Below are 12,574 nucleotides of genomic sequence, written 5' to 3' on the forward strand. Positions count from 1 at the left end.
TTGGCATTGCTATTCCTCGTGCTCGAAGAGGGTGATGCCTTCGATTTGGTTGATCGTTCTGCGCAGCTCCCGGGCTTGCTCCCGGCTGATTTCGCCGTTTTCGAACATGCGGTTGACTTCCGCACGTTCGGCATCCATAACCAGCAGCCGCAGCTCTTCCTTCTGCGCTTCCGTCTTCTCGTTGAATGGATTCGCGGAGCCTTTCAACCGAGCGATGGCGCGCTTGTAATCCAGGATGACGTATTGAATGACGTTGTCGGAAGCGTCTCCTTTTTTCAACCCCTGTAAATACTCGAGTGCTGCTTGCAAGGCCTTCAGGTGGATGTCCCGCCCTACGGCCTTCATGTTGTCATCTTTGTATTTCCGTCTCGCCCGCCGGAAATCCCGTACTGTCGTACCAACCAGGAAGAAGAAGCGGGAGCTTCCGCTTTGCGACAGCTTCTCTTCACGGTGATCCAAAGCCTTCTCGAAGGTTTCATACATGACTTTGTCTATGCTGCCTTCTTGGACGGCTTGCTGGATGTAGTTGCGTTCTACCTTCAGTGCGGCCCGGTGCAGTTCGGTGATTTTCCCGATCATTTCTGGCCGATCCAGCCGCTGGGCTCCCCATTGATCCAAAGCGGGCTTAAGGAGCCGGCTATACTCATCCATAAGCTGATAGGCCGCGACCTTATTGTCCTCGTCCATGACCTCTTTGATTTTGTTTAGCGCAACGCGCAGCACGCGGGTCCGAGCTTCGTTATAATCGAGGAACGGACTGTCCTCTTCGCCTGGCGCGGCCCCTTTGCTAAGCATCGGCAATAAGATCGTGGCCGCAATCAACGTAAACAAGATGACGCCCGCTGCCAAGAACAGAATCAATGACCGTTCCGGGAACGGCCCGCCGCTGGCAACCACATAAGGGATAGACAGGACACCGGCCATCGTCACCGCGCCGCGGACCCCGGTCAAGGTGAGCAGCAGGCTGGACTTCACCGTAGGTTTATCCCCTTTGCCTTTTTTGTAATCATGAATGGCAAATAAATGCGACCAGATAAAACGAATCCCCAGGATTCCAACCCCAACAATGAGCACGTACCCAATCGCCAGCACATTGTTAATATTCGGGTTAGCGACAGTATCCTGAATCGACGACGGGATGTTCAGACCAAGCAGAAGGAAGACAACCCCGTTCAGGACGAACAGCAGCGTGGACCAAATATTTTCCGTTAACAATTGTTCCTTGGCCAGCATCGTTTCCGTCCGCTCCCGCACCAGCGAATGCACGATACCGCCGACAACAACGGCAATAACGCCGGAAGCATGCAGGAATTCCTCCGTCACGATAAAGATCAGGAACGGCGTGAGAATTTGCAGCAGCGAGTGCAGCGTGGCATCCTTAATCCCTTGTTTGAGCAGCGAGAACCGGATCCAAGCCATCATCAAGCTGAGCACTAAACCAAGCAAGGCCCCGATCACGAACATATAGGAGAAGTCATATAACGCTTCTTTCAGAGAAAAATACCCCGTCACGACCGCCGCAACCGCGTAGTTGAAAGCGACCAAGCCGGAGGCGTCGTTGATCAACGATTCACCCCGGACCAGATTCAGCACTTTCTCCGGGATATGAATCCGCTTGGCGATACCGTTGACGGCCACCGGGTCGGTAGGGGACAGGATTGCCGCCAATGCAAATGCCGCGGCCAGCGGAATGTCAGGAATCACGGCATGGATGAGGTAGCCGCCTCCCAGCGTAGTTAACACGACGAGGACGATGGCGTTCCCGAGAATCGCCCCGCGCATATTCCATAGTTGGTCGCGAGGGAAATACCTGCCGTCGTTGTACAACAGGGGGGCTACGAATAGCAACAAAAACCATTCCGTTTCAAGCTCTAGCGAAAACTCTTTGTAGGCCAGCGCGATGAGGATCCCGAGAGCGATTTGAGTAAGTGCGGTTGGGATCATCGGGATGTAGTGGCTGATGATGTTGGAAACCACCAGACAGATGAGCAGCAAAATGACAGTAATCAGTAAATCCATGAAAGCAACGTCCTTCCGATGTGTCCGGGCACTGGGCCGATTTGGTATTGATTATAGCATATCCGAATTTCTTAAACCGAATTTAAACGGACAACTTCTTTTAACGAAAAAAAAGCTCCTCCGCAGCCGATGCGGAAGAGCAAGAAGCAGTTTCACTTAGGTAACCCCAGGTATTACAGGTCATCGAACCCGTTGTCGTCGCCGACCTTGCCGTAGTTGCGGGATTTGGCCTCGAAAAAGTCCGTTTTCGTTGCGTTCAACGCTTCGTCGGAGAACGGCTTGATCCACGGCATGCAGTTGATATCCACGCCCGCGTACGCTTTCTCCAGCCCCATTAACGTCAACCGTTTGTTGGCGATGTATTTAATGTAATCGGACAATTCGTTTAAGTCGATGCCGGGGACATTTTTTAACGTATAGTGCGCCCAGTTCGTCTCCAGTTCTACCGCCCGGTCGATCGTGCGGTATGCGTAATCGATATTTTCCTTCGTGTTTAATTCCGGATAATCGATCAGCAGTTGCTTGAACACTTCGGCGAAGAAGTAGCAGTGCTGGTTCTCATCCCGTTGGATGTACGAGATCATTTGGCTGGTGCCCATCATTTTCTGATCGCGTGCGAGGTTGTAGAAGAACGCAAACGTACTATAAAAGAAGATGCCCTCAAGAATAAGATCCGCCACCAGCGCTTCAAAAAACGATTGCGGCGTCGGTTCATCACGGAAGTTCTGATAGATGTTGGCGATAAATTTGTTGCGGTCCAGCAGCACCGGATCATGCTTCCAGTACTCGAAAATTTCTTTCTGCTCCTGCTCCGACACGATCGAGGACAGCACGTAGGAGTAGGATTGGTTATGGACCACTTCCTGTTGCCCGATGATCGCCGAGATCGCCTCCAGCGATGAGTCGGTGAAGTAGCGCTTTACATCGCCCACAAACATCGTCTGCATCGAGTCGAGCACGGCCAAGAGCGAGATGTTGATCTTGAAGGTGCGCTGCTCTTCCGGATCGAGCAGGGCGAATTGCTGCGCATCTTTGGCCATCGGGATTTCGTCGGCGATCCAGTGGTTGAGCAGCAGCACCTTGTACAGCTTGTACATATGAGGCATGCGAATGTCGTTCCAGTTCAGGATGCCCGAGCATTCGCCGCCGATGATGCGCGTTGATTTGTTGGGGGCTTCGGTATTAAAAATCGTTTGAAGTTGCATGGGATTTCGCTCCTTAATTTGTGTTGAGTAAGTTGTACATGGAATGGGATTTGCGGGATCAGGCCGCCGGCTGAAATGTTCTTCCGATCGCTGTTGCTCGCGGATTTCTCTGGTTGGACTAGATTCAGAAGTTGTAGAAATCCGCTCACAAAGGCGAACGTCTGGCCCTGATCCCGCATGTATATATGTTCAAAAATGTGAGCGCATCCCCGCAGGGGATAGCGCCTCCGAGCACGCAGTTACGTATAAAGCGCCCCTGCTGCTCTCTCGTCTTGCACCAAAAGTAAGTGTATCCCGAAGGGACAACGCCTCATTGCACGTGGTTTCGCCAGTAACGCCCCAAAGTCGCAGTCCCCGCCTCCGCAGGAGCGCCACAGTAGAGCGGGCCCGAAGGGCGGCAAGCGGCTCATCCCGCCTGCGTCCCCCCGGGTGCGCCGAAAGCAGCAGTCCTGAGCAGCACGGTTTACCAGGTCACCCGGGAGCGCCAAAAGTAAGACGTACCCGAAGGGGGAAAAGCGTTCCACGAGCCAACCTCAGCGATTCCCCGCAGGGGAGAGCGTGCAGGAGCGCCTCTTGCACTCCCGCGTTCTTCCCATTTGCGGGAGACCAGAGGGCAGCAGGCCCTCGGACGCCCTCCCTTACGGTAAGGGAGGGGTGGGGTGGGTTGAGGTCTTGGTTGAGATCACTCAGGAGGCACAACTTTCGCACTCCTCAATCGTCAACGCCCGGCTCCGCACATAATACGTCGACTTCAACCCGGCCTTCCAAGCATGCAGATGCAGGTCAAGGAAGTCAGTAGCCCGGATGTCCGGCCGCACGTACAGGTTGAAGCTTTGGCCTTGGTCGACGTGGCGCTGGCGCGCGCCAGCCATTTCGATCGACCAATGCTGGTCGATCAGGAACGCGGTCTTGTAGTACCAGATCGTTTTTTCGGACAGGTCCGGTGCCGGGTTGGCGATTTTGTACGTCGTCTTCTCCTCATACGAAAGCAGCTCGTACAATGGATCGATGCTGGCGGTCGAGCCGGCGATGATCGAGGTTGATCCGTTGGGGGCGATCGCGAACATCCAGGCGTTGCGAACGCCGTTCTCGCGCACTTCCTTCTGCAGCTCACGCCATTGCTCGGTCGTCACGTATTTGCCTTCGCGCGTGCCGTCAACGTAACCGCGGGACTCGAAGTACTGCCCCGTTTCCCAGTCAGAGCCGGCAAACTTCGGATATTTGCCTTTTTCCTTGGCGAGCTCCATGCTGGATTTGATCAGCAGGTAGTTGATCTTTTCATAAAGCGCGTCGTTGTATTCAACCGCCTCCTGGGATTCCCAACGGATGCCTTCGAGCGCCAGCAGATGGTGCAGGCCAAATGTGCCAAGTCCGATCGCCCGATATTGGCTGTTCGTATACTGCGCTTGCAGCACTTCGATATTGTTGATATCGATCACGTTATCGAGCATCCGCGTCTGAATAGGCACCAGCCGCTCCAGCACGCCGGCCGGCACCGCGCGGGCCAGATGGATCGAGTTCAGGTTGCAGACGACGAAATCGCCAGGGATTTTGGACACGACGATCCGGGTTTGTCCGTCCTTCGTCACCAGTTCCTCTTGCTCGACGACGGTCGGCGATTGATTTTGCATAATCTCCGTACACAGGTTGGACGAGTAAATCATCCCATGCGCCCGGTTCGGGTTCGCCCGGTTTACCGTATCGCGGTAGAACATGTAGGGCGTGCCGGTCTCCAGCTGCGATTTCATGATTCGCTTCATGATATCGATCGCCGGCATCGTGATGCGCGACAGGGTAGGGTGGGCAACGGCTTCGGCGTATTTTTCACGGAAGCTGCCTTTCCCAAGCTCCTCATCATAGAAATCCTCCAGCCCCAATGGGCGGCCGTTCTCATCCTTCCAGCCCATCGTTTTCTTCACTTCGTGCGGGCAGAACAGATGCCATTCCCCGCGGGCCTCCACCGCCTCCATGAACAGGTCAGGCAGGCACACGCCGTGGAAGACGTCATGCGCGCGCATCCGCTCGTCGCCGTTGTTCAGCTTCAGATCGAGGAAGGCAAGAATATCTTTGTGAAAAACGTCCAAATAAACCGCGATCGCACCTTTACGCGTTCCGAGCTGGTCGACGCTGACGGCGGTGTTGTTCAGCTGGCGAATCCAGGGAATCACGCCGGAGCTGGTGTTCTTGTGGCCGCGGATGTCCGAGCCGCGCGCGCGGACCTTACCGAGGTAAACGCCGATGCCGCCGCCCATTTTGCTCAAGCGGGCTACATCCGTATTGGAGTCGAAGATGCCCTCAAGGGAATCGTCGACAGTATCGATGAAGCAACTGGAGAGCTGGCCGGCTACTTTTTTACCGGCATTGGACATCGTTGGCGTCGCCGCAGTCATATAAAGGTTGCTCATCGCCCAATACGCTTCCTTCACCAGCTCCAGACGCTTCTCTTCCGGCTCCTTATGCATCAGGTACATGGCGATGACCATGTAGCGCTCCTGCGGCAGCTCCATCGTCCGTCCGTCGAAGTCGGTGGCCAGGTAACGCTCCGTCAGCGTGAGCAGGCCGATGTAGTCGAACAGCAGGTCGCAGGACGGGTCAATCGTGCGGCCCAGCTCTTCAATCTGCTCCTTCGTATAGCACTCCAGCAGCTCCTCGCGGTAAATGCCCAGCTGGCAGAGCTCGGTGATCAGGTGATAGAACGAGCCGTAAGGCTCTTCCGGGTAGGCTTTGTAGCGACGATTGACGGCCGCTTTTTTGTACAGGGAAGTGAGCAGGGAGCGGGCCGCTGCATATTTCCAATCGGGCTCATCTTTGCTGACGAGCTCCAGTGCGGACATCGTAAACGCGTTGCTAATTTCTTCACCGGTCACCACATCCCGGCGCAGCTTTGCATTGACGCCGCGCAGCAGGCGCTCTTTATCGACGTTATGTAATCCTTGCAAAATTCGGTCAGCATAGACGCCAAGGCGTGCGCTGTCAAACGCAAGCTGTCGGTTATTTGGTTTTGTCACTAGAGTAGGCATGAGATAAATCCTCACTTTCCATATATTAAGGTAGGATGAAGGCTGCAGATGGGTGGTGGTACCCCAAATCTTGAATGTTCAAATTGCAGATAATCAGTGAAAAAAGGGGCGCAATCAAGTTGCGCTCAGGATCAATAAGATCAATCAGCTAAAAAGAGAACAGGGGCTCCCATAACACGGCTTGTCCCTGCCGCAGGCTTTGTTGAATATCGATCAGCCGTTGATTGGAGCTGCCGCGATAGAGCAGGGAAGGATCGCGAAGCTCCTCAACGAACCTTCCGTCGACCAGCACCTCGCAACGCCGCAACAGTTCATATTCGGGGGAGCCGGGGCGTTCGATTAATTCTTCCAACGTATAACCGGTGTAAATCCAGATGGATATTGGCCCGGTTTCCGCCACAAGCCGGTCGATAAAACCGCAGACCTCAGCAGCGGAGAAAAAAGGATCACCGCCAAGGATCGTGAGTCCGCTGAGCAACGGATTATGTTTAATGTCATAAATAATTTCTGCTTCCCGCTCCAAAGTGAGCGGTTCCCCGTAATCGAAGCTCCAGGTTTTTGGGCTGAAGCAGCCTTTGCAATAATGGCGGCATCCGCTGATGAAGATCGCTGCTCTCAAGCCGGGCCCTTCATTAATGGATTCCGGGTAGTACCCGCAAATGTTCATGCGTCGTGTTTCACCCGGTCGCGAACCTCCGCTTGTTTAGCGGGGTTGAACCGTGTCTGGTAGTCGCCGGTCAGATAACCGGTCACCCGGCGCAAACGGCGAATATGCACTTCGCTCTCATGGCTGCCGCAGGAGGGGCAGCTTGCCCCAATGATCCCTTCAAAGCCGCAGGCCGAGCAGCGGTCGATCGGATGGTTGATGCTAAAATAGCTGACCTGCTGCTGCAGGGCGTATTGCACGATTTTGACGAATGCTTCCGGATTGTTGCGGGCATTGCCGTTAAGCTCGATATAAGAGATGGCTCCGGCGTTGCACAGCCCGTGGAATTTGGCTTCCAGCTCAATTTTTCGTGCCGCACTGATGTTGTAGTAGACCGGGATATGGAACGAATTCGTGTAATACTCGCGGTCCAAAATCCCGGGCAGCGGGCCGTAGACCGCACGGTCGCGTTTGGTGAACTTGCCGGACAGCCCCTCCGCCGGGGTCGCAAACAACGTGATATTGAGATTGTGAATTTCGCTTTGGCCGTCACAATAGTCGCGCATGTAAGCGATCAGGTCGTAAGCTTTCTGATACACGGCTTCATCTTCGCCGTGATGCTTCCCGTACATCGCCTTCATGCATTCGGCCAGCCCGATGAACCCGATGGACAAGCTGCCGTGCTTCAGCAATTCGCCGACCTGATCATCCGGCGCCAGCTGCTCACCGCCTTCCCAGACGCCTTCCCGCATCATGAAATCGGAAGCCTTCGCTTTTTGGGAGGCCTGAATCGAGAAGCGATGCAGCAATCCCTCCAGGGCGATATTCATATAGTGAGTCAGCTCGCGGTAGAAGCCGCGTTCGTCGGGCTCTTTGCGGTGTCCCAACGCGATGCCGTACTTCAAGCCTAGCTTGACCAGGTTCAGCGTATTAAAGGAAAGGTTGCCTTTGCCAGACAGACGATTGCGGCCGAACCGGTCAGCCAGCACCCGGGTGCGGCAGCCCATGGTAGCGAATTCCGTATCCGGATCCGTTGGGTCGTAATACATCAGGTTGAGTGGGGCGTCCAGGTTGGCGAAATTCGGATAAAGCCGTTTGGCCGAGCATTCCGCCGCTTTCAGAAATAGGGAGTAGTTAGGTTCCCCCGGATTCTGGTTGACGCCTTGTTTACATTTAAAAATCTGAATCGGGAAAATCGGCGTTTCCCCATGGCCCAGCCCGCGCATCGTGGCCGTGAGCAGGGAGTCAATGACCAGTTGTCCTTCCGGTGAGGTACATGTGCCGTAATTGATGCTGGTGAACGGGATTTGCCCGCCGGCCCGGCTCGACATCGTATTCAGATTATGAATCAGGCTTTCGGCCGCCTGGAACGTCTCGCTTTTGGTTTCCTTGAGCGCATAGTTAAAAGCCTTGGGATACTGATCCCGCAGGTCACTGCGGCTCATCGTGATGTCGCCCAAATCAGCGTTCGCATCGCCTTCTTCAAAATAATCCAGCCCTTTGCGGAAGTACTTGGCGAACGATTTGGCTACGTACGGGGCGAGATCGAAGTCCAGCTTGTTCGCGGACACACCGCCGAATTGGGAGTTTTGCTGGGATTGGAAAATGATCGCCACCAGCGCCATCGCCGTCATGATGGAAGTTGGCGGGCGTACGCTGCCGTTGCCGGTGTTGAAGCCTTTGCGCAGCAGTTTGTCAAACGGGATAAAAATACAGTTCGTTGTGCCGAGGGCGTACTGATCCAAGTCGTGAACATAAACGATGTTATCCTGAATGGCCTGTACCAAGCGAGTTGGCAGTACGAAATGGCTTGCATACCATTTGGAATACTCGCTGCCGAATTTGCTCATCTTGCCGGAGAAGCTCTCTCCATTTAAATTGGCGTTCTCGCGCAGCACCTCAAGATTGCGGCTCTGGACGATTTCCTCGCCCATCCGAATCACTTCATCCAGCAAGGTGTCCCGGCCGGTATACGTCTGGCTTACCCATGCCATAACACACTTCTCCTCCCTGTAAACCGAGCTTTGGTTCAAAATAAAAGAGCATGTCCAACCAACGAGGTAGACATGCCCGAATGCACTGCAAAAAAGTGGACAGACCAAATCAAGGCCCCAACATTTCGGCGGCAAGCGGACACCATCCCTGATCCTCGCAGGTTTTCCGTCGGTGTCTTTCAAACGGGCAGGTCTCCTGGCTTTCGGAACGTTGCTGACGCCTTCCCGCAGCTCATCAAGCATTAAGCTGTAGTGGCATATCGTCAGTCGAACGGCTGGGTCTTCAAGACGATGTAGGCGAACGCCTCGTCTTTAGTACCAAGCTACCGATTACAGTGGCGGGACCGCAGCGGACTTGCACCGCACTTCCCTTTTAAGCTCCGGCGGCTTGTCCGCCGGATCACCCGTTCACACTATATTTTGTTGCGTTGATCTAAGGATAGCCCAAGATATTGTGTTTGTAAATGGGATTTTCCCATTGAAAGCAGACTGAAAATCACGTGAAAATCTCCGGTCCGCGCAACGATGCGGAGAGTGGGGGACAGAAGAAAATTGTGAACATTTATAAATGGGACTGGAGGACTAGATCGGGTTTTACAGAGTGTGTGAGTTTTGGGGACGGTAAGGATATTAGCAGACGGGTTCGGTTGATCTTAGAGAGGAGAGTTGGTTAGAATATACCTGTAGGACGAAAACCAGCTCAGGGATTTGATTCAAACCAATTACCAGGAAAGAAGGGAGCCGATTATGGCTATCGCCGAAGTTACCGTTATTCCGATCGGGACGGGGAGCACCAGCCTCAGCGCTTATGTGGCCGAGTTGCATCGGGTGTTGGAGAAGCAGAAGGGCATTACCTTTACCCTCACCTCCATGAGTACGATTATTGAAGGATCGTTAGATGATGTGTTTACTGCGATTCGCGCGATTCACGAAGCGCCGTTCCAATCCGGTGCCGGCCGCGTATCAACCTCGATCAAGATCGATGATCGCCGCGACAAAGCCAGCTCCTCCGAACAGAAGCTGCGCTCTGTGCGCGAGAAACTATAATTTCTTGAAATTGGTGCTTGCATTATTTTTAAAACTCGGTATAATAAATTTTGTTCGCTAAAAACGAACCTGCTGGTGTAGCTCAGCTGGTAGAGCAACGCATTCGTAATGCGTGGGTCGGGGGTTCGAGTCCCTTCACCAGCATCTGATATGCAAGCATAACGCGCCCTCCGAGGTTTTCGGGGGGCGTTTTTGAATTGTTGAAGGACCTTGTTCATCTTCCGAGTGACCTCTTGCTCTTCGCTTGTTAGTTCTTCTCCGTTTCTTTGTTTTCTCCATGCGCTTAGCACTAAATTGTGACCGCAAATAGGGAGGTTTGCTGAAACCTCCCTGTTCCTTGGTGCGCTTACTCTTGCTCCATCGCATCCCTTTTTGTCCGATGCACCGTGCCAAACGGATGGTGCGGCGGGGCATAAATGACATACACTTTAAGCGGCTCGTTGCCGGTGTTGATGATGTTGTGCCACGTGCCGGCGGGGATGAAGACCGCGTCGTCTTCACGGATGTTTCGTACGAAGGTGAGGTGATCCGCTCGATCGCCCATTTGCGCAACGCCTCGACCCTCTTCCACGCGTACAAATTGGTCCGTGTTCGGATGGATCTCCAAGCCGATATCCTCACCGACCGGAATGCTCATCAAAGTGACCTGGAAATGCTTGCCCGTCCAGAGAGCGGTCCGGAAGTTCCGGTTATGCTCGGCGGCATCGCTAATATTAATCACAAACGGCTTTTGCCCGTAATCTTGAAGCGGCTGCCGGTTCCAAGCGTCGTCTTGCGAAGGAGACGGTGCGTATTCAGGATAGATCGGGCTGGGCTCGATATAGTCGGGATAGCGTGCGGGTTGAAATGCCTGCGGATATCCGTAAACGAAGTAAGGTTGAGGATAGATGTAAGGATCATACGGAGCGGCGTACGACAAGCCGGGGTACGGTCCGGGAACATAACTCATGTTTGACATAACCTCCAGTTTTTTTATCCATCATATGCCTATTCCTTGCTCCTGTGCTTGTATGAAAATGAGTCAATTCTACTGATGCATTCATCTAAGAATCTTCTTTCTCTCTTACATAGAATAGAGCATACCTTAGTAAAGGGGAGAAGATGGTATGGCAAAAACGCTTTTGGATTACAACTCGACTGTTGTGACTCCGGTGACCAATGGTGTTAACATTCCGATTCCGGTTGTAGGGGGCGTGCAGATTGCAGCAGTTTCCGTATTCCTTGATCCGGCCGATCCGGCGTCCTTGACCAACCGTGTTGAGTTGAAGGCAACGATAGGCGTTGAAGCGCTGACCGATACGCCGAATATCCTGGTGCGCATCTGGAGAGCGGGCACCGAAATCTTCTATGGGTTAGTAGAGCTGGAGGATGCTTTCAACGACTGGGGTCTCATTAGCGTGCACATGGTTGAACACGCCCCGCTCGGAGTCCAAAACTATCAGCTGATCGTAGAAAATCAGGATAACAACAGCACGGCCAGAGTCGTAGGGCCGGTTGTCTTCACGGCTACCGCTATCGGCGGATAATCTCTTGATCATCAAAAATCCCCTCACGGTTCGACCGGAGGGGATTTTTTAAGATATCAGAAAGTATAAACTTCGGGCGATTGGCATCTGATATCGCAAGAAAAACTTCCGCTAAACGCGGTCTGTCTACTTTGAATGTACGTCGATAGACGTTTTTCTTATCGTGAACTTTATCTGAGGGTATTGATGCGATCCGTTTTGAGATTACCTTCGTTTTGGATCGTTGTTTTTACCACCAAGTCCATTCTAAGACGGGGAAAATACTCCGACCGCCAATGAGCGAGCTTCTCCGTCGGGATTTTGGTCCGGAGTTCCCCCGTGTTTGCAAGATCGACACCTTCGGATTGATCTGGCTGCGCATGTACGTCGCCCCGATGCCTGATGTTCGTCGGGAAGATAAAGAAAATGATCCCGATGTGAATCAGGATATTTACGATCATGACCTGTAGACTTTTATCCACTCGAATCATCCTTTGGTTTCGGATCAGATATATGAAGGGGGGCGAGTAATTCCGGTCATTTTCCATCATGAAGATATCGCTGATCAGGGCTGGCAAAATGATGGAAAACGGTAACCGGTCCATAAAGAGAAGGAGACGGCCTTGTCTGAGCGCATGGGCAGCTTCAACCGGCAGCTCGGTCGTGTAGAATTTGGGTAAGGCATACCAAGGCTGGAAGCCAAGCGATTTGGAGAGCCGTTGTAAATTATAGATTTCCTGGTGTTTGTTCGCTAAGACTGCAGATTCGCAAAGACAGCCTTATTCTAAGCAAAACAGGCACTGGCTATACGCGCCAATGCCTGCTTCGTATTGTTATCCAAGCCTTCATGTACACGTGAAGACCGGCCTTGTGTCCCTGCTCCGACTACAACAAACTGCCTATTTCTAAAACAACAAAAGCCCTACCTCTCATTTGTCCTTGCGGCTCCGATGACCGCGCCAGTGTGAATCAGAAAAACGTCCAAATTCTTACTTTGATTGGGTCATTCAAATAAGGAATTTCATACCGAACGGTATAAGGAGAGTTATAATCTTGTGAGGAACTGCAACGTGGTTATAACAACTAATTATTTATTATACTTTGAATGAATAAAAAATGCAATGCATATATCTAAAAG

Annotated in this window: 9 protein-coding genes, 1 tRNA gene and 1 riboswitch; of the genes, 3 read left to right on the forward strand and 7 right to left on the reverse strand. The window is 52.9% G+C overall.

All coding sequences use genetic code 11. The features are described from left to right. Positions 1-9: 9 nt before the first annotated feature. From NSQ80_RS02920 to NSQ80_RS02940, 5 genes are all read right to left on the reverse strand, one after another. Positions 10-2,019: a Na+/H+ antiporter gene (locus NSQ80_RS02920; RefSeq protein ID WP_323078926.1), complete on the reverse strand. Its 2,010-nt coding sequence runs from the start codon at positions 2,017-2,019 to the stop codon at positions 10-12. Between the two features lie 173 nt (positions 2,020-2,192). Continuing rightward, positions 2,193-3,224: a ribonucleotide-diphosphate reductase subunit beta gene (locus NSQ80_RS02925; RefSeq protein WP_009224023.1), complete on the reverse strand. Its 1,032-nt coding sequence runs from the start codon at positions 3,222-3,224 to the stop codon at positions 2,193-2,195. Positions 3,225-3,910: 686 nt separating this feature from the next. After that, positions 3,911-6,244 carry a ribonucleoside-diphosphate reductase subunit alpha gene (locus NSQ80_RS02930; RefSeq protein WP_009224024.1) on the reverse strand — a complete coding sequence of 778 codons (2,334 nt, stop codon included), beginning with the start codon at positions 6,242-6,244 and terminating at the stop codon, positions 3,911-3,913. A gap of 148 nt (positions 6,245-6,392) precedes the next feature. Continuing rightward, the gene (gene nrdG / locus NSQ80_RS02935) at positions 6,393-6,911 is read right to left on the reverse strand and encodes an anaerobic ribonucleoside-triphosphate reductase activating protein (protein ID WP_127576075.1); all 519 of its coding nucleotides are present in this window, start codon (positions 6,909-6,911) and stop codon (positions 6,393-6,395) included. Then, complete coding sequence (locus NSQ80_RS02940; RefSeq protein ID WP_260071360.1) at positions 6,908-8,884, reverse strand: anaerobic ribonucleoside triphosphate reductase; 1,977 nt, start codon at positions 8,882-8,884, stop codon at positions 6,908-6,910. Before NSQ80_RS02940 ends, nrdG begins: the two co-directional genes overlap by 4 nt. Before the next feature lie 168 nt (positions 8,885-9,052). Further along, positions 9,053-9,307: riboswitch (cobalamin riboswitch) on the reverse strand. Between the two features lie 324 nt (positions 9,308-9,631). On the opposite strand from NSQ80_RS02940, the gene NSQ80_RS02945 reads away from it, so the two are divergent. Both NSQ80_RS02945 and NSQ80_RS02950 read left to right on the forward strand, forming a co-directional pair. Next, entirely contained in the window at positions 9,632-9,931 is a 300-nt protein-coding gene (locus NSQ80_RS02945) for an MTH1187 family thiamine-binding protein (protein ID WP_009224027.1), read from the forward strand. Between the two features lie 71 nt (positions 9,932-10,002). Continuing rightward, positions 10,003-10,075, forward strand: a tRNA-Thr gene (locus NSQ80_RS02950). Between the two features lie 202 nt (positions 10,076-10,277). Here NSQ80_RS02950 and NSQ80_RS02955 read toward each other — a convergent pair. Beyond that, positions 10,278-10,889: a cupin domain-containing protein gene (locus NSQ80_RS02955; protein WP_083791425.1), complete on the reverse strand. Its 612-nt coding sequence runs from the start codon at positions 10,887-10,889 to the stop codon at positions 10,278-10,280. A 148-nt stretch (positions 10,890-11,037) separates the two neighbouring features. Here NSQ80_RS02955 and NSQ80_RS02960 point away from each other — a divergent pair, with 148 nt between their 5' ends. After that, entirely contained in the window at positions 11,038-11,457 is a 420-nt protein-coding gene (locus tag NSQ80_RS02960) for a hypothetical protein (protein WP_009224029.1), read from the forward strand. Between the two features lie 170 nt (positions 11,458-11,627). On the opposite strand, the gene NSQ80_RS02965 is transcribed toward NSQ80_RS02960, so the two are convergent. Then, complete coding sequence (locus NSQ80_RS02965) at positions 11,628-11,918, reverse strand: hypothetical protein (RefSeq protein ID WP_339301291.1); 291 nt, start codon at positions 11,916-11,918, stop codon at positions 11,628-11,630. Between the last annotated feature and the right edge of the window lie 656 nt (positions 11,919-12,574).

It is taken from the genome of Paenibacillus sp. FSL K6-2441, from assembly GCF_037964765.1.
Classification (GTDB): domain Bacteria; phylum Bacillota; class Bacilli; order Paenibacillales; family Paenibacillaceae; genus Fontibacillus; species Fontibacillus phoenicis.